The organism is Rothia nasimurium (assembly GCF_014217215.1).
GTDB classification, from domain to species: Bacteria; Actinomycetota; Actinomycetes; order Actinomycetales; family Micrococcaceae; genus Rothia; species Rothia avistercoris.
The window spans coordinates 1,295,275-1,317,803 of sequence record NZ_CP056080.1; the positions used below are offsets into that span (position 1 = coordinate 1,295,275).

Sequence of the window (22,529 nt, forward strand, 5' to 3'; positions counted from 1 at the left end):
AGCTGCCGCCCCGGAACTCTCTAGTCTATTGCCTATAGAGGTTACGGCCTATCAGGAGTAGGATATGGGGGTGATTAATCAGCCCCTCCCCCTCAACGCTCTGAACCATTTTGCAAGCACCTCCACCCTACCGGCTCACGCCCCCACCGTGCTCCTGGTCGGTTTCACAGGGTGGAATGACGCCGGCGATGCCGTCATCGATGCCTTCCGCGCGCTGTGGGAGCACTACCCCGCCACACAGGCACCCGGCTTTGACGTGAGCGGCTGCTACAACTACACCGAAACCCGGCCTCTTCTGAGTATCGACGAGGACGGCACCCAGCGCATTACCTGGCCCGATACCGTCTTTAGTGAAGCGCACACCACCGCCGGCGTCCGCCTGCTCACCCTCTCGGGCCCCGAACCCTCCATGAACTGGCAGGCCTATATCGAGCGTTTTAAAGACCTGGTGCAGCGGGAACAGGTTGACCTGGTTGTTTTCTGCGGTGCCCTGCTCGATGAGGTCCCCCATACCCGCCCCCTGCCGCTGAGCGTTACCAGCTATACCAGCAGTGTCCTCGCCTTAGAGGGCGTAGAAGCCAATACCTACCAGGGCCCAACCGGCCTGATTGGCGTGCTGGCGTTCGAAGCCGGGCAGGCTCACATACCGGCGCTTTCCCTTTGGGTCTCGGTTCCCCACTACCTGCCAGAGCCACCCCACCCCAAGGCAACCTTCACCCTGCTCTCTGCCCTCGAAGCGATTCTGGGCTTCCCCATGCCCCTAGAGCGCAGCGCAGACGACATTGCCAGCTGGAACCACCAGGCCGACGCCCTCATCGAGGACGAGCCCGAGCTGGCCAGCTACATACGAACCCTAGAATCAATAGCTGAGGCCAACGACGAAATCGCTGACCTCAGCCAAATAGATATTGCGGCCCAGTTCGAGAAATTCCTCAAGGACCAGGACGACAACTAGGCAACAGGTGCCAGATCAACACCCAGGCGGGCCATGAGCAGGTCGGCTACCAGCTGACCGCCGGCACCACCGTTCTCAAGGGTAGAGAGGGCCCACTGGTCAAGGGCAACCAGGGCGGCGGGGGTGTTGAGGTCGTCGGCAAGATGCTGGCGGACGCTCTCAAGCAGGGAAAGCGCGGCCTCATCGGCCTGCCCCTCGGCAGCTGCCGCAGCCGAACGGTAGAGTTCCAGACGCCCCTGGGCCTTGGTCAGCAAATCTTCCTGCCAGAACCAGTCGGTGCGGTAGTGGTTATCCATAATCGCCAGGCGGATAGCAGCAGGTTCTACACCGGCAGCCCGCAGCTTCGACACCAGCACCAGGTTACCCAGGGACTTGCTCATCTTCTCCCCGTCAAGGCCCACCATGCCGGTGTGCATGTAGTGGCGGGCCATAGGCTCACCGTTCAGGGCAAAGGAATGGCTCGAACCCAGATCGTGGTGCGGGAAAATCAGGTCAGAGCCACCGCCCTGAACAGAGAAGGGTGCTCCCAGGAACTCACTCGAGATCACGCTGCACTCGATATGCCAGCCGGGGCGGCCGCGTCCTAACTCCCCCGCCTCCCAGGCAGGCTCCCCCGCCCGCTCAACGCGCCACAGCAGGGGGTCAAGGGCGTTACGCTTACCGGGGCGATCAGGGTCGCCGCCGCGCTCGCCAAAAATAATCAGCATCTCTTCCATGCTGTAGTGGGCCACCTGACCCAGCGACCAGCCGCCTTCGCGGCCTTCACCCAGTTTCTGGGCGGCCTCAATATCGAAGTAGATATCACCATCGGGCTGGGTAACACCCTGCTCATCGGTGAAACCGGGCACGCGGTAGGCCACACCCTCGTGCAGCAGTTTCTGCACAGCAGCCGCCACAGAGGGCACCGAGTCAACAACGCTCACGTAGTGGTCGGGGGCAATGACGTTCAGGGCCACCATATCGGTACGGAACAGCTCGGTCTGTTCCTCAGCAAGCTGCCGCCAGTCAACGCCGGTCGCTTCAGCGCGTTCAAGCAGGGGATCATCAACGTCGGTGACGTTCTGTACGAAAGTTACCTCTACCCCGGCATCGCGCCAGGCCCGGTTCAGCACGTCAAAAGCAACATAGGTAGAAGCGTGCCCCATGTGGGTAGCGTCGTAGGGGGTAATGCCGCAGACGTAGAGCCCGGCGCGGCTCTCACGCTCAAGGGTCTGCCTGCCTCCGGCCGCAGTATCAAAGACGGTGGGAAGGGGCGCCTGCCCCGGTAGTGACGGAATGGTGGGCTGGTCCCAAGCTCGCATGAAAACCTCACGATAGTTGATGTGCGCCTACCCCAGATAGCCTCAGGTGGCACTTTTTCTCTTCCTAAAACAATACCCGCCCGGAAAGGTATTTCCGGGCGGGTAAAAAGTGAGACAGGTCTACGCGGCGAGGACGCCGGTGCCCAGCAGGATGTACAGGGCAAGACCCAGGGCGATACGGTACCAGACGAAGATGCTGTAGCTCTTCTTGGAAACGTACTTGAGGAACCAACCAATAATCAGGTAGCCGACCACGAAAGCAACCAGGGTTGCAACCATGGTAGAACCGAAACCGTAGTAGCCGGTGAAGCCCTCAGAGATACTGCCTGCCAGCTTGTAGAGACCCGATGCGAAAACTGCGGGGATTGCCAGCAGGAAGGAGTAACGGGCGGCAGCCTCACGGGTGTAGCCCATGAGCAGACCAGCCATGATGGTACCGCCGGAGCGTGAAACACCTGGAACCAGGGCCAGCGCCTGCGCGAAGCCGTACAGAATACCGTGCTTGATGGTGAGGTCTTTCAGCTCGCGCTGTTCGCGACCGATACGGTCTGCAATACCCAGGAAGATTGCGAACACAATCAGCATGGTTGCGGTAATCCAGAGGCTGCGGAAGGTTGAATCGATGTAGTCCTCCAGCAGGATGCCCAGAATGCCAATCGGCAGGGAGCCGATGATAATGAACCAGCCCATGCGGGCGTCCGGATCCTTCTTATCAACCTTGCCCACCAAAGAACCGAACCAGTTCTTGATGATGCGAACGATGTCCTTCCAGAAGAAGACCAAAACAGCCGCTTCAGTACCCAGCTGGGTGATAGCGGTAAAAGCCGCACCGGGGTCCTCGCTGTTGGGCAAGAACTGACCCACGATACGAATATGACCCGATGACGAGATCGGCAAAAACTCAGTTAGACCCTGGACGAGACCCAGGATGATTGCTTGTATCCATTCCACAGCAGAAAACTCTACGCGAGTCAAAGAAAAAGCACAGCACCGCTCGCGATGCTGTGCTTGGAATAACAGGTAGAACCTAGCTAACCGGTCTACTTCTGCTCTTCATCGAGGTAGTACTCTACCTCGTCATCGTCTTCGTCGTCTTCTTCATCGAAGTCGTAGTCAAAGTCATCGTCATCGTCATCGTCTTCGATGAAAACTTCGAGCGGGGTGACCTCTTCGTAGGCGTCGAACAGGGCTTCTTCGTAGCGTTCAAAGGCGTTTGCGATGGCTACGTAGGTGTTGTCGACGGCGGCGTCGTGTTCACCGCGGCTATTGATAATAGCGTTGAGGTGCTCTTCGAGGGCGGCGGTCAGGTGAGCCAGTTCGGCACGAGGGTTATTACTCATACAGTAGACGTTACCCCCTTTCTCGGTAGGTGGGAAATACCGGGCGGTGAAAATTTGGTGAATCACACATAACAGTGCCGCCCCGCTCGGGTGGGAGCGGGGCGGCACTGTCTATAGGGCTAGGCTTCAGATACGCTAGTGGCTTATCCGGTTTTAGAAGCCCAGGGTTGCCAGTGAGGAGTTGATGGCGTTGGCTGAGGCGCGTAGACGCTCGATTTCCTCGTCGGTCATGGGGACGTCAAGTACGCGCTTGACGCCGTCGCGGGAGACAACGGAGGGCAGTGAGAGCGCGGCTTCGCCCTCGATACCGTAGCGGCCGCGTACCTGGGTTGCGACGTTGAGTACGGCGTCCTGGCCGTGCAGGATGGCTTCGGCGATGCGGGTAGCTGAGATACCGATGGCGTAGTTGGTGGAACCCTTACCTTCGATGACCTTGTAGGCTGCACGCATGGCTTCTTCTGCCAGTTCTGCCTTGACCTCTTCGGTGAAGACCTTTTCGCCGTCTTCGTTGGTCCACTCGTCAAGGGGAACCATACCGATGTTGGCTGCTGACCAGACGGGGAATTCTGAGTCGCCGTGCTCACCAACGATGTTGGCATGAACTGACTTGATGGAGACACCGGCCTTTTCAGCGATTAGCCAGCGCAGGCGGGATGAGTCGAGCACGGTACCTGATGCGAAGCAGCGCTCGGTGGGCAGGCCGGTGATCTTCTGAGCAACAACGGCGAGGACGTCGCAGGGGTTGGTGACGATCATGAGGATAGCGTTGGGGGCTACCTCCATGACCTTGGGAAGCATGGACTTGAAGATGTTGACGTTTGCTTCTGCCAGTTCGAGGCGGGGCTGGCCGGGCTTCTGGCGGGCGCCTGCGGTAACGATGATGAGGTCTGAGTCGCGCAGGATTTCTACGTCGCCGCTGCCTGCAACTTCAGCTTCGTGGGCGAACATGGTGCCGTGGGCGATATCGAGGCCTTCTGCCTCAGCGCGCTCACCGGCGATGTCATAGATAACGATTTCATCAGCTGCGCCGCGCAGGGTTGCTGCGTAGGCGGTTGCTGAACCAACACCACCTGCGCCGATAACGCCGAGCTTGGTGTTCTTCTTTTCGAGAGCCATGGGAGGTTCCTTTCAGCAGATGCTGTGGGGTTGTTTTGTGTTCGTTACATCTCAAGTATGCCAGAAAATACACGCTTTTGTGTGGGTTTATGTGCTTTTTATTTGGGGTTTTACTGACTTTTACTCAGAAAAGCCCACAAACCCAAATATGTGCAGGTTGACCCTTTGTGAAAACTCACACCCAGCCTTATGTAGATAATTTCAAGCCACCCTACCCACTGTGGCACACGAGACGCTTTCAGAAAGAAGTATTTTTGCAGAACTGCATTTATGCTTGTTAGGTTCGCGAACCCAAGACTACGCAACCGCCCGCCACAAGCGTCCGCGCACCGTAGACCAAGCAAAACCGCGCGAACCCACAATTCACTCCAGACCTAAAGGTTCGTCATGTCTACAGCACCAGCTACACCAGAGCAGACAACCGCCCAAGACCAACCCCTCATGACCCATCGGCAAATCATGCTGGTCATCGTCGGTCTTATGGCGGGCATGTTCCTCTCATCCCTCGATCAAACCATCGTCTCTACAGCTATCAGGACGATCGGTGATGACCTCCACGGCCTAGAACAGCAGGCATGGGTCACCACCGCCTACATGATCACCTCCACGATCACCACCCCCATCTACGGCAAACTCTCCGACCTCTTTGGCCGCCGCCCCCTCTACCTCTTCGGTATCGTCGTCTTCATTCTGGGTTCGCTTCTTTCCAGCTTCTCCACCTCAATGATCATGCTGGCAGCCTTCCGCGCCTTCCAGGGCATCGGCGCGGGCGCCCTCATGTCTCTACCCATGGCGATTATGGGCGATATGCTGGCTCCCCGTGAGCGCGCCAAGTACCAGGGCTACTTCCTGGCCATCTTTGGCATCTCCTCCGTGCTCGGCCCCCTCACCGGTGGCCTCTTTGCCGGTAGCGACGAAATTCTGTGGATTACCGGCTGGCGCTGGGTCTTCCTCATTAACGTCCCCATCGGCATCATTGCCCTGGCCATGGTCTGGAAGTTCCTACACCTACCACGCATCACCGATGCTGCTCTCAAGCCCCGCGTTGACTGGTGGGGTGCAACCAGCGTTGTCGTAGCTCTAGTTCCCCTCCTGCTCGTTGCTGAACAGGGTCGCGAATGGGGCTGGACCTCCGCAGCGTCCATCACCTGCTTCGTCATCTCCGCCCTGGGTCTAGCAGCCTTCCTCATCATCGAATCCAAGATGGGCCAGGACGCCATTCTGCCGCTGGCTCTCTTCCGCTCCGGTGCCTTCTCCATGTCGTCCATTCTGGGCTTCCTGGTTGGCTTCGGCATGTTCGGCGCCATGATGACCATCCCCCTCTACCTGCAGATTGTCACCGGGCTAACCCCCACCGAATCGGGCTTCGCAACCCTACCCATGATGGCCGGTATTATGACCGCCTCCATCGTGTCGGGTCGCATGGTCGCTAGCACCGGTAAGTACCGCATCTTCCCCATTCTGGGCACCGCCCTCATGGTAGTTGCCTACTACTACCTGACCTTCATGACAGCGGACCGTCCCCTCTGGTTCCTCATGCTGGGCATGTTCATCATGGGTCTTGGTCTGGGTCAGCTCATGCAGTCCCTGACCCTGGCGGCCCAGAATGCCGTTGCTCCCTCCTACATGGGTGTGGCGTCCTCCGCCGCTACCTTCTTCCGTCAGATCGGTGGCACCATGGGTACCGCCGTCCTGCTGTCGATTCTCTTCTCGGCTATGCCCGGCAACATCACGAAGGCCATGGGCAACGAGGACGACCTGCGTTCAGGTCTTGACGCCGCGCTGACTCCCGCCGTGGCCTCTGCCCCTGAGAACCAGGGCGTCATGGAGCAGATGTGGAATCAGATTGTGGAGCCCGCCCAGAGCTCTATCGCCTCTCAGCTCTCAACAGCCTCTGATCAGGCTCGCACCGCCGCCGACGATGCGGTCTACCAGCAGGTTTCTGCTGCGGTTCAAGCTCAGGTTGACGCTGGCGCCCTACCTGCCGACCAGGCTCAGACCTTCATTGATGCCCAGGTAGCTGAAGCCACCCCGGTCGCTGAAGAGGCTGCCCTGGCATCTGCCGCCGAGCAGGCTCACGCGTCGGTTCAGGACGGCACCCTGGTTGTCGATTGGTCTGATGAAGCCCAGCGCTCCTACTGGGTAGACCATCTCACCCCCACCCTGGCAGAGCAGATCTCTTCTACCTCCACCGATAGTGAGGGCTCAGGCGTTTCAACCTCTGATACCTCTTACCTCACCGGTGCGGACGCCCGCCTCACCCGCCCCTTCATGGTTGGTTTCAACGCTTCAACCCTGTCGGTCTACTGGGTTGGCTTCTTTGCCACCATTCTGGCCTTTGTTCTGGCTCTCTTCTTCAAGGCTCCCCCGCTGCGTGCAGTTTCGGGCCTACAGGAGAACGCTCAGGGCAACAAAGTGGTGGAGGCTGTTCCCGCAACTGCCGCACCCCAGGCTTCCCTAGCGTCTGACAAGAAGCCGCGGGCTGGCGTCCTTGCCGCTGCTGCCGCAGGAACCCTGGCTCTAGCTGCCGCCCTGTTGAGCTGGCTGCGCCACCGCTCCCGCTAGGCGCTCTCGATAGTAGAAGGCCGGGGCCTGTCACCGACGAGTTCGGTGCCAGGCCCCGGCCTTTTTAAACCAAATTCTAGATAAGAGAAGTTACTCTATGTTCCGCAAAAGCTCGTGAAGAAGCGGGACTCGACAGGAGCGCCTTCCAGGTAGTCCAGGCCGGCACGGCGCTCAAAGGGGTTACTGACCGCTTCCAACAGCTCCTCAAGCGGTTGCCGATTTCCGCGTTCCATCTGCCGCAGGGCAGCATCGAGGGCTAAATTTCTGGGAATGTAGACCGGGTTATGTACCAGCATGAGTTCCGTGGCCCGTTCAGGGGTAGTACCTGTAGCACCCTTCAGTTCTTCCCACCGAGCCAACCAACCCTGCCGGTCTTCTTCCGGCAGCAGGCAGGTTCCTTCAGCCAAAGACCTAAAGAACCCTGTAAAGTCCAGCACGTGGCGCTCGAGTAGCCCCAGAGTTGCCTGCCCGAATCTACCCACCTGAGTGCGGACGTCCTCACCAACCCCACCCAGGTCAAGCCCCAGCTTGGCAGCAAAAGCAGCTATTTGCTGCTCCACCACTTCATCTTCGAACTCCGAGATCACCTCGGTGGCTAGGTGGATTGCCCGGTTCGGGTTTTCAGGGTCGATGATATCGAGCAGGGTTTCGGCAAAACGGGAAAGGTTCCAGGCGGTAATGCCGGGCTGGTGGTTGTAGGCGTAACGGCCCTGGCGGTCGATAGAACTAAAAACCTTGCCACGCTCAAAAGTATCGATGAAAGCGCAGGGGCCAAAGTCGATAGCCTGGCCGGAAATAGTCACGTTATCGGTGTTGAGTACCCCGTGCACGAACCCCAGTGCCTGCCAGCTAGCTACCAGGTGAGCTTGCCGCTGGGCCACAGCACGAAGCAGGGCGAGGGCCCGCTCACTGCGATTTTCTCCCGGGGTGAGGTCGGAGTAGTGACGGGCCAGGGCATAATCGACCAGCTGCCCCCGCACCTGAGGGTCGCAGTGGTACTGGGCAAACTGGAAGGTACCTACCCGCAGGTGGCTGGCGGCAACACGCAGAACCAGCCCCGCCGGTTCCGGTCCAGGTGCGCGGCGCTGCACCTTCTCTCCGGTCTCGAACACAGCCAGGGCCCTGGTGGTCGGCAGACCGAGCGCATGCAGGGACTCCCCGATGACAGCCTCGCGCCAGGCCGCCGACAGTGGAGCCTTGCCGTCCGAACCGGGGTGAGAGAAGGGCGTCTGACCACTGCCTTTGATGTGTAAATCGCAGCGGACAGCCCTACCGTCTTCTTCCCGCGCGGGGATAGCCAGTTCACCAATGAGGTGGGCCCGCCCGTCACCCAGCACCGGTGAGAGCTGCCCGAACTGGTAACCAGAGTAGGCCAGGGCGACCGTGGGGGCTTCTCCCCTGCCCGTCATCCAGGCTAGCCCGGCGTCAGTACGCAGCCAGGTCGGGTCCAGCCCCAGGTCGCGGGCAAGATTCTCGTTAAGCCAGGCCAGGCGGGTACCCTGCGGGATATCCGGCTGGGCACGGCGGGTGAGGTCAGGGAAGGTCTCACTGTAGGTATGGTCAAGGAGCGGGGCGGACGCACGGGGTTCAGTAGGCTGCATAGGGCTAGTTTATCGTCCGGTCGAAGGCTAGAGAGACTGGGCTGGAGGCTGGGAGCTGCCACCGGTTTCAAAATTTTTTAAGGGCGCCAGCCAAAAATAATCAGTTTAACTGATGAGTAAAGTTGATAATCTATCAGAGTATAAAAATTCCACCAGAGCCTGATTCGCAGCGGCAGGGCTTAAAACAACAAAAAACCGGCTCCTGTTGACAGGAGCCGGTTTTTTCTATGTCCCACATGGGGTTTTCTTGTGCGCGAGGGGGGACTTGAACCCCCACCCTCTAATACGAGGACTAGCACCTCAAGCTAGCGCGTCTGCCTATTCCGCCACCCGCGCAAGGTGTCTTTGCTTGGCCTTTCGGCTTTGCTGGCAACGAGTAATAACTATACGCAGAAGAATCGAGGTCTGCAAGTTTTCAGCCCCGAAAAGCGGGTGACGTGCCACACTCAAGTGATGGGGTGTTGAAAAATCCCAGGCACCGAAGAACCGGGGATTTTTCTGTGGTTCGGTTATACGGTAAAAAATACCACCTATGACCAATATTTTTGGATCCCGCCTGCATCAGCTCCCCGGACTCCCCACTGCTCCCTGGCTACCCCTGACAGGGCCAGGGAGCTGGTGGGGCGTGTCCTTATGAAATGCACTTGGGTCGGGGTCAAAAGGTACAGCATTCTAACGAGAGCCGTGACCAAACTCGCCGAGAGGGTCAAACTCACTCCACTCTTCAAGAGAATCCATATCGACACTCAAATCTGCAGGTGGAGCAGTACCCACAGGAGCGGTATAAACTTTGCCTACCCCTGGCCGAGTCCACTCAGAAACAGTAACTGTCACAGCATCAGACCACAGCTCTGACGGGACATCCAATAGCCCCCGAGTTTGCAGATGCTCAATAAAATGTAGAATCTGCACAACGCAGAGCATCATCGAAGCGACTGTGACAGTCGCGTTGAAGTAGACCTCTTCTAGGTAAAACTGCTCAGAAAAGGAGCGCCGACGCTGATCTTCATGCAACAATGAACCATAAAGCCACGCGCCGGCAAGTTCTTTGTTGTTGACACCGCTACCGGGTTCGTAAGTTTTGCCCTTGGTGCTGATTGGGTGGTCAGGATCAGCTGATTGGCACTCTTTCAGAAGTCGGAGGGCCTTCTCTCTGGTTTCTGTATCATCAACATTTTCGTAAATGTAGGCAAGGACGTCGGCGTAGTAAATACCATCGCTGAAAAGAAAGACAGGACGCACACGAGCCGCCGCACTTTCAACCTGCTCTGTAGGAAGCAAATCGACGGGCCGAAACCTTACTGTCGTTTCACCCGTTCTCAAATCTTTTTGAAAATCCATGTTAAACCTGTAGGTACTCAGATTCCGCAACTTACCAAAGTCACGCGCTAAAGAATGATCTTGGACAATACGAGCCCTGATTATGAAGTGTTGTAGCTGCTCGATGGTGAAGTTTTTATAGGCTTTTGATGTATTGAAGTCGTCAACGGACATGACTTACTTGCTCTCTTGCATGGGTTCAGGGTTCGACAAGTTATTTTCATGATACTTAGCCATTACATCTGCTACCCCATTACGGATTGATTCTGGCAAATTTTCATACATTTCATCAACTAGATTCCGATTGGTGATGAACTCATTTACCAGAGCGTTCAAAGAGTTTGCCAAAACTCCGGGTATGCCCTCAGAGTCCTCATTGAGAAAGATCGTCACGGCAAGGGCTTCTTCGTCCCCTGAGTGCAGTACCTTATTCCCGATGACTCTAATAGTGGTAAGCGCTTGGAAAATATGTTTAGGCACTGACTGACTTAAGTAATTGATTCTGCCGTTTAGATTAACTTTAGGTAAGGCTTCTTTGGTGAGCTCATAGACAAGCTGCTCTGTTGCTGCCCGCATGAGCGCCGCCGACGCTCTTTTGGAGATAGGGAAAACCGCCGAAGCCTCTTTGTAGAGTTCTGCTACTTTCGGAGGCATATCTTCGCTGGGCTCTGGAAATCCCGCACTTTGAGGAAGAGGGTAGACGAGCTTATACCCCTCCCAGAAACTTGATTTTTTGCAGCTGTGACAGATTGATACGTGCCAAATATCCCCTGCAGTTGGAGGCACCGGTTCCCCGGTGTAAAAGTGGTTCCCTGCATGATATGGGTATTCTATTGTCAGAAAAGGCGGCATTTGATCTAGGTAGAATTTGCCATTTTCGATGAGATATAAGTCTTCAAAATTTTGTCCAGCGAAAGCCCCGCAGTTGGGGCAGACGAAAGATTCTGCGCTGTAACGGGGGCTTCGGTCCTTAGTCATAATTCCTCACATTCACCCTGTCTGGTTGTTCGCCTGAACCACAATTACTGTGGTTCAAGTTGCTACTTCTATACTGTATCTACACAGTCAATATGAGTGATTTACTCATTACTTGCCAGTAGAAGACACCCGCACCAAGGACGCCCATGACCCACCACGACTACAACGACCGCACCACAACCAAGCGGGAACTCAATAAGTTTGCTCACTACTGGTCACAGGTCGTCCAAGAACGCAAAGACGAAGGCACCCACAACAGCCTCGAAAAACAGCGTGCACAACAATACTGGTCGCACCTGCTCCGGTGCTTCGGGATTATCCCCGAAATGATTGACCTCTACGAGAAAAATGCTCAACGAGCCACCACCGGCAATACCGGGTGGATTGACCTCTTTATCTCGGGCACCGTTATCGGTGAAGCCAAGTCACCGGGCAAGGACCTTGACGAAGCGCAGAACCAGATTCGTGACTACCTCAACGGTGGAACCATCAAAAGCACTGAGTTCCCCAAATACTCGATTGTCACGGACTTCGAGAATATCCGTATCACCCGTCTGGACGGCACCGAACCCGATGTTCAGTTCCATGTCAGCGACATTGCCAATCACTACGACCAGATGCTGTTCTTCATCGCTCAGGAACCTATCAGCCGTGAAGAACAGGAACAGGCTTCCGTCAAAGCGGCAAAGCTCATGGCTGACCTTTACACCGCCGTCTTAGGCGATGAGGCAGATACCCCTGTTGGTGATGAAGCGCCCCGCACGCCGGAGGAAGAAGACGAGAAAACTGAGCAAGTCTCTATCCTGATGACTCGCCTGTTGTTTCTCATGTACGGCGATGATGCAGGGCTTTGGGAGCACAACCTCTTTCACCGTTGGGTTGAATACGAAACCACCCCGGACAGTCTTGGCGGGCAGTTGGCGGTTCTCTTTGGGGTCCTGAATAAGCCGCAGAATAAGCGTAATAAAAATATCCCGGAACTTATGGCCAAGTTCCCTTACGTCAACGGCGGAATTTTCTCGCAGACCATTGAGCCTGAGTTCTTTACGCCTGAAACCCGTGAGGCTCTGCTGGATGCCTGCCGCTTCCGCTGGGATCACATTGATGTGTCTGTATTTGGTGCCATGTTCCAGCTGGTCAAGTCTAAGGAAGCACGCCGAGCCGCTGGCGAGCACTACACCAGTGAGAAAGATATTCTAAAAACTATTGGCCCGCTGTTCTACGACGAGTACCGGGCTGAGGCTGACCGTCTTATCGCTAATAAGTCCACCCGGCCCAAGGACTTTGATGCCTTCCTCACTAAGTTGGCCTCCAACGTCTACTGTGACCCTGCCTGCGGCGGCGGTAACTTCCTTAACGTTGCCTACGCCCGTCTGCGTGAGATTGAAACCGACATTCTGGTGGAGAAGAAGAAACGCGGCGGGGACTTCAATATGTCCTTGGACATCTCCCTTGACCAGAAACTTTCCATTGACCAGTTCTACGGTTTTGAAATCAACTGGTGGGCGGCAAAAATTGCCGAGACAGCAATGTTCCTGGTAGACCACCAAGCTAACCAGTACCTGGCTAAAGAATTGGGTGATGCGCCTGATCGCCTGCCGATTCAGATTGCGGCGCACATTATTCACAGCGATGCTCTGGCCTTGGACTGGCGTGAGACTATCCCCAACCCTGCTGGCGAGACATTTATTTTCGGTAACCCACCATTTATTGGTCAGTGGACAAAGACCAAGGAGCAGACCGCTGCCATGAAAGCTGTCTGGGGTAAGGACTATGACGGCTACCTGGACTTTGTGACCGCCTGGTTTAAGAAAGCCGCGGACTACTACAAGCACGGCGAAGACCGCTCACAAGACCGTGAGGGCGAGTTCGCTTTTGTGTCCACTAATTCTATTGCCCAGGGTCAGGCAGTACCCTCACTCTATGGCCCACTATTCCGAGATGGCTGGCATATCAAGTTCGCTTACCAGACTTTCCCGTGGAACTCAGAAGCTCCTGGCAAGGCGGCGGTACATTGTGTCATTACTGGGTACACCCGCAATTCAGCAGCAAAGCAACGCCTTTTCATTTTCGATTGGAAAGATAAACAGCATAACGAAGCTAAGGTCAAAACTGGCATCAATGCCTATCTCCTGGACGCTGAAAATATACTCATCACTAAAAGAACAAAACCTATATCTGCAAGCATTGCTCCTGTTTTGCGTGGTAGCCAGCCGACTGATGGAGGCAACCTGATTGTCGAGCCAGCAGATTACCAACTCATTACACAAGACCCAGTTGCATCAAAATATCTACGCCCATTCAGAATGGGACGTGAACTTGTTAGAGGGCTGGATAGATGGTGTCTTTGGATGGTTAATTTTGACCCGAACGATCTCGCAAAAAGCATAGAGCTAAAAAAGAGAATCGTAGCAACCCAAGAAATGCGACTCAATAGCTCTAAAAAAGCAACTCAAGAAAAGGCTAAAACCCCTTACCTTTTCGATGAAATCCGACAGCCTGAAACCGATTATGTCGGTATTCCAGCTGTAGTTTCAGAGTCGCGCGTATTCTATACTGCCGCTCATTTATCGGCAGATGTCATTGCCGGTAACAAGCTGTATACCGCAACCGATCCGGACGGGTTCTTATTTGCGATTATTAGCTCTTCAATGTTCATTACATGGCAGAAAGCTGTTGGCGGGCGCCTGAAATCTGACCTCAACTTCTCCAACACAATTGTCTGGAATAACCTGCCGCTACCAGAGGTAGACCCGAAACTGCGCGCCCAAATTATCGGGGCTGGACAGGAAGTCCTTGCCACTCGTGAAAGTATCGCAGAACGAGCAGGCGGCACTCGCTCCCTAGCGGATATGTACGACCCACTTGCAATGGATAAGGGGTTGCTTGATGCTCATAAAAAACTTGACCGTGTAGTAGATAAGGCGTTTGGTGCGCCGAAGCTCTGCACGTCAGAGAATCAGCGTTTGGAAATCCTATTCGATTCCTACGCCAAAATGACCGCTCAATAGTCAAGAGCGCATGCTGGTACAAAAGCCGGTGGCCTTAGAAAACCCCTCTAGGGCCACTGGGTGCACGTTCCGGGGCATGGTGTCAGCCGGAATCGCCACTAATCCCGTTAGGGAATACACAAAAAGCCCGATTCACTGTTTCCAGTGAATCGGGCTTTGCCGTTCGGTTATCAGATAACCAGTTGTGCGCGAGGGGGGACTTGAACCCCCACCCTCTAATACGAGGACTAGCACCTCAAGCTAGCGCGTCTGCCTATTCCGCCACCCGCGCAAGGTGTCTTGCAGACTTCAGCTGAAGCCGTGCTGGCAACGAGTTATTACTATACACAATGTTGAGTGAACGTGCAAAATCCACCCTCCTCTACCCCACTAGCACTTCCAAACTCGACCTTGTACATACAGGGACTTACTATAGTGATGTGAATAACGAAAACTTGACTCAAGAAGAGGCCGCTCTGCGCGCCCGTACTATCAGCGTTGATACCTATGATGTGCATGTTGATCTCACTCATGCCAGCTCTGATTTTGAAACCTACCCGGTAGCCACCACTGTCCGTTTTACGGCATCTGAGGGTGCTAGCACCTTTATTGACTACATTCATCAGTCGGTGGAATCGGTGAAGCTCAACGGAGTGTCGCTGCCTGTTGATGAGGTGGTTGAGGGCTCCCGTATTACCCTGCCGGGTTTGCTGGCGGAGAATACCCTCACTATCAAGGGACGGTCGTACTTTAGCCGCTCGGGTGAGGGTCTGCACCGCTATATTGACCCGGCTGATGGCAAGGTTTACCTCTACACCCAGTATGAGCCGGCGGATTGTCGTCGGGTTTTCCCAAATTTTGAGCAACCCGACCTCAAGGCTGTGTTTAACTTCCGTATTACGGCCCCTAAGAGCTGGGTGGTGAGCTCGAATGCTGAGTTGGATCGCGAAATTGATGATCCGTCAGATTCATCGATTTCTAAGCGTGTTTTCAAGTCGACTGCCCGTATTTCTACCTATATCACCGCTATTGTGGCGGGCGAATACTTTACCGCTTTCGATACCTATACCCCGGCGTCCGCTGTTAATTCTGGGCCTATCCCCTTGGTTGCCTACTGCCGTCAGTCGCTCAAAGAGCATTTTGACTACCAGAACATTTTTGCCGTGACCAAGCAGGGCCTGGATTTCTTCCAGGACCTCTTTGACTATGCCTACCCCTACCCTAAGTACGAGCAGGCTTTTGTGCCGGAGTACAACCTGGGGGCGATGGAGAACCCCGGTTTGGTGACGTTTACCGAGGGGTATATTTTTGTCTCCGGTGCTGATGAGTCTCAGCTTGAGGGCCGTGCTAATGTGATTTGCCACGAGATGAGCCATATGTGGTTTGGTGACCTGGTCACCATGAAGTGGTGGAATGATCTGTGGCTCAAGGAGTCTTTTGCAGACTTTATGGGGCATCTGGGCGCTGCTGAGGCCAACGGCTATAAGGACGCCTGGGTCACCTTTGCGAATTCCCGTAAGGCCTGGGCTTACCGTCAGGATCAGCTGCCGACTACTCACCCAATTGTGGCCGATATCCCCCACCTTGAAGCTGCCCGTCAAAACTTTGACGGTATTACCTACGCCAAGGGTGCGAGCGCCCTGAAGCAGCTGGTTGCTTATGTTGGGTTTGATCAGTTTATTGAGGCTGCGCGGGTTTACTTTAAGCGGTTTGAGTGGGGTAATACGACTCTTGATGATTTCTTGGGTGTGCTTGATGAGGTCTCTGATCGTGATGTTCGTACCTGGGCTGAGGCGTGGTTGCAGACGAGTGGTTTGTCTGAGCTGTCGTGTAAGCGTGTGACCGGTGCTGATGGTTCGGTGCAGTTGGTGGTGCGTCAGCAGTTGCCTGTGGGTGTTCCCGCTGGGTTGGGGCGTCCGCATCTGTTGAAGATTGCCCTGTTCGTGTCTGAGGGCGGGCGTCTGGTGCCTACGGGTGTAGTGTCGGCTGATATTCCTGTGGGTCAGTGTGAGGTGCTGGTTGGGTTGACTGAGCACGAGCAGGCTCTTGTGGCTGCTGCTGATGTGGTTTTGCTCAATGCTGAGGATTTGACCTATGCGAAGGTTGCTCTGGCTGAGGCTGATGGGCTTGAGTTTGCTTTGAGTCAGGTATCGTCGGTGGAGGATGCTCTGTCGCGGGGTCTGCTGTGGGGTAGTTTGTGGAATATGGTGCGTGATGGCAAGCTTGCTAGCCGCCGGTTTGTGCTGGCTGTGGGGCAGGCTGCCGCTGCTGAGCCGTCCGCTACCCTACTGTCGAATATTGTGGATCAGGCGCAGGCTGCGATTTCTTTGTACACCCCGGCGGGTGCTCGTGGTGAGCTGTGGGATGCTCTGTATGCTGCACTGTCTGAGGCTCTTGCCGGTGCGAAGGAGGGTAGCGATGAGCAGCTGATTCTGGTGCGGGCGCTACTGTCTGTGTCGGCGCATTCGCAGTTGGGTCTTGAGTTCGCTCAGGATCTGGCGCGGGGTGCGAGCGGGCAGGTTGAGGGCTTTATTTCTGATGCTCCTGGTATGAGCTATAACCAGACTCTGGGTTGGAAGGCTCTGGGGGCGCTTGCGGTTCAGGACGCGGTGACCCGGCAGGAGCTGGATGAGGCGCGGTCTTTCCGTCCTTCTGCCACGGCTGAGCGTGGCTATGCTTTTGCGACCGCTGCTCTGCCGGTGGCGGCTGCGAAGCAGGCTGCCTGGGACCTGGTTACTGAAGACATGGGCCTTTCGAATGAGTTGCTGTCGGCGACCGCTGCTGGTTTCCAGCACGGGCCGGAGGAGCTGCGCACCGGTTACCGGGATGCTTTCTTTGAGCTTCTCGCCCCCACCTGGGCTGCCCGTACCGGCGGTATGGCTACCCGCGTTATTCGTGGCCTCTACCCGGCGGTAGAGCTGGCAGAGGGTACAGCGGGAACCCACCCGGTCGTCCGCGCCACCGAGCGCTGGCTAGCCGAGCATACGGACGCCCCCACCGCCCTGGTGCGACTGGTGAGGGAGTTACTTGATGATGCCGTCCGCATCCTCAACGCCCAGGCCTATAACGCATCTGCCGCCGAAGAGGGGGCAGGTAACTAGGTCTTTACCTGGGAATCTACGCAGAAAGCCGGTTTTGGGGCGTAGCATTGCAAACCAAAATCGGCTTTTTCGTGAGAAGCTATAGAGAGTAACTTTTTGGGATAAGGAGCCTACTGTGACCGACTACGTACTGGGCGATCGCGGCACCGTTCAGGTCATCACCGATGACTACTACGATGCAGAAATTCTTCAGGTTTTTGAAGAACTCTTGATTGACCGTGAGCGGGTCTGGAACGGTGAGGTTCGCCTTGTGCCAGAACCCGATAACCCCTACCAGCCCCAGGCCATTGCGGTCTACGCTGATGACCTCAAGCTGGGGCGTCTTTCTCCCGAGGACTCCGCTGCCTACTGGGGTCCGATTACCCGCGTTGTGGCCTCGGGCTACGACGCTGTGACTCGCATGCAGCTCTCTGCTGTTCTGCGCGGGGTCACCGGTGAAACCCACATCGAAAGCAGCGGACAACTCTCCCTGAGCGCCCCTGGCTCCCTTTTTCCCCTCAACAATGCCCCCACCCAGGCGACCCTGCTACCCCAGGGGGCCTCTATGAAGGTGCTCGATGAGAAGGACCATTCCGAGTACCTACACTCCATCCTGCCTCCCTCCGGTGAGGGCCGAGTGATTCTCTCCCTGGAAAATAACCAGATTAAGCACGCGGACGGGCGTGTGGTTGACTCGGTCGACATCCTGCACGACCGCAAGGTGGTAGGCCGCCTCTCCACCCAGATCTCCGAGCAGCTAGCCCCCGTCATCCGCTACGCCTACGAGCACGATAAGCTCACCAGCGCCTGGGGCACGATTCGTGGCAACTCCTTTGAGCTGTCCCTGACGGTTCAGGCCGTCCGCCCCTCTGAAATTCCTGCCGAGTGGTACCAGGAGCTCCCGAACTACCTGCCCGAGCTTCTACCGGCCGCACCCTCCTACGAGGTGCCCCCCGCCTACGTACCGACCGAGGGTGAAGCGATCCGCAGCAACGCCCCCAAGAAAAAACGCTCACTCATGCCCAGCCGTCCGGCCACAGCAGACCAAGCTCTCACAGAAACCGGTGCCTACGAAATAGCAGACACGGACAATTCCAATTCTTTGGGCCTACAGCGCATCTCTGTGCTCCTTGGTCTTGTAGGCGGGCTCATCCTGGTCACAGGTCTAGTTCTTGTCTTCTTCAAACCCCTGCTCGGCATTTTAGGTATAGTGCTCGGCGCCTCCGTAGCCTTCCTAGCTCTCTTCGTCGGTCGCGATAACAGCTATACCGAAGAAGAAGTATCTGCCGACCCGCTCGAACACTAGCCTCAAGGTAAAAAGAAAATATGAGGGGAGCCCCACCAAACTGGTGGGGCTCCCTGATATGTACTGGCTTTAGTTCCTACCATCATACGAGACTCACAACACCATCCACCACCTCCTGCGGAGTCCGATAACCAAGGGACGAATGCAACCGCTGCTCATTCCACCAACACACCCAACCCGCCGTCTCAACCTCCAACTGAGCAACAGACTCAAAGAACCGGCCACGCACAAGCTCTGCCTTATACGCACCGTTAACCGACTCAGCCAAAGCATTATCGTACGAATCGCCCCTTGACCCAACTGACAGTTGCACACCCAGGCCCCGAAGCTCACGCGTGTAATCCTCAGCCACGTACTGGGCCCCACGGTCAGAATGATGCACAATCTCAGTCAAAACAGACCCACACTTACGAGCATCGAAAAGAGCCTGCTTCAAAGCCGTCAAAGGCATCCCGAGTGTATGCATGGTTGAGGAAACACCCCAACCGACAATCTTCCGGCTGAAGACATCAGTGATGAAAGCGGTATAGCAGAAGCCGCTGGTGGTACGAACATAGGTGAAATCTGCTACCCACAGGCGATGTGGGGCATCAGAGGTGAACTGGCGGTTGACGAGGTCAGGGCGGTTATCAGGAGCCTTGGTAGCCCTGGTAGTCACCGGTTTACGACCCCGGTGTACCCCCTGGATACCAGCAGCACGCATGAGCCGGTAGGTCTGATCCCGGCCGATAGCCCAGCCTGCTCGTCTCATGGCTTGCCACATCTTGCGCACCCCGTAGACTCCGTAGTTTTCCTGGTGGATTCTCAGAAGCTCGGGGATCAGCAACTGGTCACTGAGTGTTCTAGCTGCTGGCACGCGGGCTTTTGCTGCTCGGTAGCCACGTGAGGTGATGAATCCACCGTCTAGATGCTCAGCGAGAGTCCGGCAAATCGGCTCGACCCCGAAGAGATCCTTATGGGTATCAATGAAACGGATCATCATCGGGCCGGACGGTCGAGCTCGGCTGCGAAAAAAGCCGAAGCGGCTTTCAGGATTTCGTTGGCTCTGCGTAGTTCAGCAATTTCTTTGCGAAGTCTTCGGTTTTCTGCTGCCATATCGCTGGTGGGCCCGGGGGTTTCTCCTTGGTCGATGGCGGCTTGTTTGTGCCATTTTCGTAGGGTTTCGGGGCCGATGCCGAGGCGTTCTCCAATGTTTCGGCAGGCGGTGTAGATGCCTGTGTTGGGGTTGTTTTCCAGGTGGTCGGTCAGTAGGCGTAGGGCTCGTGTTTTGAGTTCGGCGGGGTATTTGGTGGGCATGGGTGAAGGTTCCTTTGCTCTTTTTGTTTGTTTCTAAATTTACGGGAGCGGAACTAAACCCAGTACATATCACCCCTCATATCCTCTGGCGAGGGACTACCTGGATTTAGTCAGAACCGTAGGTAGCAATGTAACTAGGCATGGTATCGGTCTTCAGAGCGTTCGACAGAGCGCTGGTTGCAGCGGCATCGAGCACCACGATTGACTGGCCGTCCCAGGACCAGCCGGTACCGGCATTCGGCAGGGTCATGGAGACCAGCTGAGTGTTACCGTTAGCCAGAACAGGCTGGGCAATACCCACGATGGCTGAAGGGGATAGACCCTGATCTACGCTCATGTAGGGAGATACAGACTCGATGACCTGCAGCAGCTTGCTAGCAGAAGACAGGGCGCCATCGGCTTTTAGCTCGTTATAGACACCGCGCAGGAAGGCACGCTGGTTACGGACGCGCTGGTAGTCACCGTCAGAGAAAACGTAGCGTTCGCGCACGAAGACCAGCGCCTCACCACCGGTCATGGTTTGAGGACCAGCAGCAAAGGAATATCCAGCGGGAGTTGCGTTAAAAGCGAAGGGAACATCAACAGTTACACCGCCCAGGGTATCAACCAGAGCCTTAAAACCCTGGAAGTCAATTTCAGCGACGTGATCCATCTGGATGCCGAGAAGCTGCTCAATGGTAGCAACCTGCAGGTCAACACCGCCATAGTTCAGAGCGGCATTAACCTTGTGGGAGCCGTAACCGGGGATATTAACCCAGGTATCACGCATCACTGAAATCAGGTAGGCAGCGGAGCCGTCCTCAGGGATGTGTAGCACCATGATGGTATCTGCACGGGCACCGGTCACGACCTGCGCTTCGGCACCGGAACGCTGGTCAGAGCCCAGCAGCAGGATATCGGTGGAAGCGGCGTTAACCGGACGGTCGGTGACGGCACCACCTTCATAGATATCAAGGATGCCGTTACCGTTAGCATCGCCCTCAGTGACGTTACTTTCTAAGGTAGCGCCGCTCTCTTCGTTAACGATTTGAGTATCTGCGTTAGCTGCCTCATCTACTATTTTCTGCAGCTCGTCATTATGGGGGGTAGTGACGGAGCCGTCCTCATTCGGCATGGCGCTATCAAAAGTCTCGGACTTATTCCATGCCTTATTGATCATGAACAGGTACCCGCCCACAGCGATGACCGGAATCAGCAGCAGAATGAGCAGAGTAATCCAGAGAGCTTTTTTACTTTTCTTCTTTTTAGGTTCTTCGTGAGCCGCGACGGACACGGTACCTCCCTAACTTGTCTCAAAAGGGCGCATGCACCCGGCAAAGGGTGTAATACGCGGAGTAAATCGAACCCAATTCTACGCAGTGAACCTACAAAAACACCCCGTAACGCGTGATAAATCACGGTCACGGGGTGTGATATTAAGCCTGAATAGACTGGCTGTAAACTTAGGCCTTCTTGCCGAAGTTTGCGAAGCGAGCGTTGAAGCGCTCAACACGACCAGCGGCGTCCATGATGCGCTGCTTACCGGTGTAGAAGGGGTGTGAAGCTGATGAGATTTCAACTTCTACGAGGGGGTACTCGTTGCCGTCTTCCCACTTTTCGGTCTTCTGAGAAGTCATGGTTGACTTGGTCAGGAAGGTCTCGCCTGATGCGAGGTCGCGGAAGAGAACGTAGTTGTATTCAGGGTGGATGCCAGCCTGCATGATATTTACCTTCTTCGTGCCCTGGATTTTGCCAGTGCATATCTTGTTGCTACCGGGGCGGGTGCCTACCGGTGGTTGCGGTTTACAACCGAGGAACTACTCTACCATCTTTGGGCGAGTTTCCCAGAAGGCAACAGCTGAGGCGGCCGCTACATTGAGGGAATCGACCCCGTGGCTCATGGGAATCATGACGGTGTGCTGGGTGGTAGCCAGGGTTGATGTGGCCAGCCCGTGCCCCTCGGTTCCCAAAATCAGAGCTAGCTTTTCGTCGTTGCGGTTAGCCAGTTCGGTCAGACTCAAAGAATCTTCTTCTAAGGCGAGCGCGGCGGTGGTGAAGCCCGCTGCGTGCAGGATCTCGAGGGCGCCGGGCCAGGAGTCCAGTCGGGCCCAGGGTACCTGGAAGACAGTTCCCATGGAGACGCGGATTGAGCGCCGGTAGAGCGGGTCAGCGCAGCGCGGGGTCACCAGCACTAGGTCGATGTCGAGGGCGGCTGCCGAGCGGAATATGGCACCCACGTTGGTGTGGTCCACGATGTCTTCTAGGATCGCGACGCGCCGCACCCCCTCAAGCAGGGTTTGTAAGGGAACAGGTTCGGGCCTAGCCATGGCGGCAAGGGCCCCGCGGTGCAGGGCGAAGCCGGTAACCTGCTCCAGCTCGTCCTCGCTTCCCACAAAGGCGGGCACATCGGGGTGCTCTTGCAACACGTCAATGAGGTCGTCAGCCCATTTTTCGTTCATGAGAAAGGAGAGAGGCCGGTGCCCGGCGGCGAGCGCCCGCCGGATTACCTTGGAGGACTCTGCGATGTAGATTCCCCATTCGGGTTCTTTGATGGAGCGCAGTTTGACGTCGGTGAGGTGGGTGTAGAAGCGGGTGGCCTCGCTCGGGGCTGTGCTGAGCGGACGCGTGTTGGGCAGGGCGGTGACGCGGGCTGAGCGTTCTGCCAGCTGCTCGGGGGTGAGTTGTTTGGGTTTCATGCTTGG

The 22,529-nt window shown here is 56.1% G+C and carries 16 protein-coding genes and 2 tRNA genes; 5 read left to right on the forward strand and 13 right to left on the reverse strand.

The window, feature by feature from the left end; translation table 11 throughout:
- Nucleotides 1-64: 64 nt before the first annotated feature.
- Nucleotides 65-955 carry a PAC2 family protein gene (locus HWU94_RS06075; protein ID WP_185172931.1) on the forward strand — a complete coding sequence of 297 codons (891 nt, stop codon included), beginning with the start codon at nt 65-67 and terminating at the stop codon, nt 953-955.
- Here the strand turns inward: HWU94_RS06075 and mshC are convergent.
- The 4 genes from mshC to HWU94_RS06095 form a co-directional block, all read right to left on the reverse strand.
- Nucleotides 952-2,256, reverse strand: a complete 1,305-nt coding sequence (gene mshC, locus HWU94_RS06080; RefSeq protein WP_185172932.1) for a cysteine--1-D-myo-inosityl 2-amino-2-deoxy-alpha-D-glucopyranoside ligase — start codon at nt 2,254-2,256, stop codon at nt 952-954. The two genes, HWU94_RS06075 and mshC, sit on opposite strands and share 4 nt — an antisense overlap.
- 120 nt (nt 2,257-2,376) lie before the next feature.
- Nucleotides 2,377-3,207, reverse strand: a complete 831-nt coding sequence (locus tag HWU94_RS06085; protein ID WP_185172933.1) for an undecaprenyl-diphosphate phosphatase — start codon at nt 3,205-3,207, stop codon at nt 2,377-2,379.
- Between the two features lie 89 nt (nt 3,208-3,296).
- Nucleotides 3,297-3,596, reverse strand: coding sequence for a hypothetical protein (locus tag HWU94_RS06090; RefSeq protein WP_185172934.1), 300 nt, complete (start codon nt 3,594-3,596; stop codon nt 3,297-3,299).
- Between the two features lie 153 nt (nt 3,597-3,749).
- The gene (locus tag HWU94_RS06095) at nt 3,750-4,712 is read right to left on the reverse strand and encodes an L-lactate dehydrogenase (RefSeq protein ID WP_185172935.1); all 963 of its coding nucleotides are present in this window, start codon (nt 4,710-4,712) and stop codon (nt 3,750-3,752) included.
- A gap of 387 nt (nt 4,713-5,099) precedes the next feature.
- Here HWU94_RS06095 and HWU94_RS06100 point away from each other — a divergent pair, with 387 nt between their 5' ends.
- A complete protein-coding gene (locus HWU94_RS06100; protein ID WP_244955907.1) occupies nt 5,100-7,277 on the forward strand; it encodes an MDR family MFS transporter in 2,178 nt (725 codons plus the stop codon).
- A gap of 95 nt (nt 7,278-7,372) precedes the next feature.
- Here HWU94_RS06100 and HWU94_RS06105 read toward each other — a convergent pair whose 3' ends face one another.
- The 4 genes from HWU94_RS06105 to HWU94_RS06120 form a co-directional block, all read right to left on the reverse strand.
- A complete protein-coding gene (locus HWU94_RS06105) occupies nt 7,373-8,878 on the reverse strand; it encodes a protein adenylyltransferase SelO family protein (protein WP_185172936.1) in 1,506 nt (501 codons plus the stop codon).
- Between the two features lie 250 nt (nt 8,879-9,128).
- A tRNA-Leu gene (locus tag HWU94_RS06110) sits at nt 9,129-9,214 on the reverse strand.
- 336 nt (nt 9,215-9,550) lie between these two features.
- The gene (locus tag HWU94_RS06115) at nt 9,551-10,372 is read right to left on the reverse strand and encodes a hypothetical protein (protein ID WP_185172937.1); all 822 of its coding nucleotides are present in this window, start codon (nt 10,370-10,372) and stop codon (nt 9,551-9,553) included.
- A gap of 3 nt (nt 10,373-10,375) precedes the next feature.
- Complete coding sequence (locus HWU94_RS06120) at nt 10,376-11,176, reverse strand: DUF4145 domain-containing protein (RefSeq protein ID WP_185172938.1); 801 nt, start codon at nt 11,174-11,176, stop codon at nt 10,376-10,378.
- Nucleotides 11,177-11,322: 146 nt separating this feature from the next.
- Here HWU94_RS06120 and HWU94_RS06125 point away from each other — a divergent pair, with 146 nt between their 5' ends.
- Complete coding sequence (locus HWU94_RS06125) at nt 11,323-14,187, forward strand: SAM-dependent DNA methyltransferase (protein WP_185172939.1); 2,865 nt, start codon at nt 11,323-11,325, stop codon at nt 14,185-14,187.
- Between the two features lie 185 nt (nt 14,188-14,372).
- Here the strand turns inward: HWU94_RS06125 and HWU94_RS06130 are convergent.
- Nucleotides 14,373-14,458: transfer RNA gene (locus HWU94_RS06130), tRNA-Leu, on the reverse strand.
- Between the two features lie 148 nt (nt 14,459-14,606).
- Between HWU94_RS06130 and pepN the strand changes: the two genes are divergently transcribed.
- Together pepN and HWU94_RS06140 are read left to right on the forward strand one after the other, a co-directional pair.
- Nucleotides 14,607-17,267, forward strand: a complete 2,661-nt coding sequence (pepN, locus tag HWU94_RS06135; protein WP_185172940.1) for an aminopeptidase N — start codon at nt 14,607-14,609, stop codon at nt 17,265-17,267.
- Between the two features lie 115 nt (nt 17,268-17,382).
- On the forward strand, nt 17,383-18,552 hold the full coding sequence (locus tag HWU94_RS06140; RefSeq protein ID WP_185172941.1) for a hypothetical protein: 1,170 nt from the start codon (nt 17,383-17,385) through the stop codon (nt 18,550-18,552).
- 82 nt (nt 18,553-18,634) lie between these two features.
- Here HWU94_RS06140 and HWU94_RS06145 read toward each other — a convergent pair.
- From HWU94_RS06145 to HWU94_RS06160, 4 genes are all read right to left on the reverse strand, one after another.
- Nucleotides 18,635-19,848, reverse strand: a protein-coding gene (locus HWU94_RS06145; RefSeq protein ID WP_185172942.1) for an IS3 family transposase whose coding sequence is annotated in 2 segments (ribosomal slippage) — nt 18,635-19,569 and nt 19,569-19,848 — 1,215 coding nt in all. Because the reading frame shifts where the segments join, the coding sequence is not laid out codon by codon here.
- Nucleotides 19,849-19,954: 106 nt separating this feature from the next.
- Nucleotides 19,955-21,121: an LCP family protein gene (locus tag HWU94_RS06150; protein ID WP_185172943.1), complete on the reverse strand. Its 1,167-nt coding sequence runs from the start codon at nt 21,119-21,121 to the stop codon at nt 19,955-19,957.
- A gap of 169 nt (nt 21,122-21,290) precedes the next feature.
- Nucleotides 21,291-21,548 carry a type B 50S ribosomal protein L31 gene (locus tag HWU94_RS06155; RefSeq protein WP_083091002.1) on the reverse strand — a complete coding sequence of 86 codons (258 nt, stop codon included), beginning with the start codon at nt 21,546-21,548 and terminating at the stop codon, nt 21,291-21,293.
- A gap of 96 nt (nt 21,549-21,644) precedes the next feature.
- Nucleotides 21,645-22,523, reverse strand: coding sequence for an RNA methyltransferase (locus HWU94_RS06160; RefSeq protein WP_185172944.1), 879 nt, complete (start codon nt 22,521-22,523; stop codon nt 21,645-21,647).
- Between the last annotated feature and the right edge of the window lie 6 nt (nt 22,524-22,529).